At 33.2% G+C, this 202-nt stretch carries 1 protein-coding gene; it reads right to left on the minus strand.

Annotation, left to right across the window (positions count from 1 at the left end; all coding sequences use genetic code 11):
- Positions 1-202: hypothetical protein (locus KGF46_RS19945; RefSeq protein ID WP_227854991.1), on the minus strand; the 202-nt coding region annotated here is incomplete at both ends.

Below are 202 nucleotides of genomic sequence, written 5' to 3' on the forward strand. Positions count from 1 at the left end.
GTTATTTCTTTATCTCCTGCTGTTGCTCCAGCTACTGAACCTGATTCTACTGTTACTGTAGCATATTCTACTTTATACGTTTTTCCATTTTCTAATCCTGTTATTGATGTTCCTGTTAATGCTGCTTTATCTGCTTCTTCTCCTAATGTTCCATCTGCTTTAGTATATTTTACATTTCCATCCATTGTTACTTTATAGATTT

Origin of the sequence: Clostridioides sp. ZZV14-6153 (genome assembly GCF_020657855.1) — a bacterium.
Taxonomy (GTDB): Bacteria; Bacillota; Clostridia; order Peptostreptococcales; family Peptostreptococcaceae; genus Clostridioides.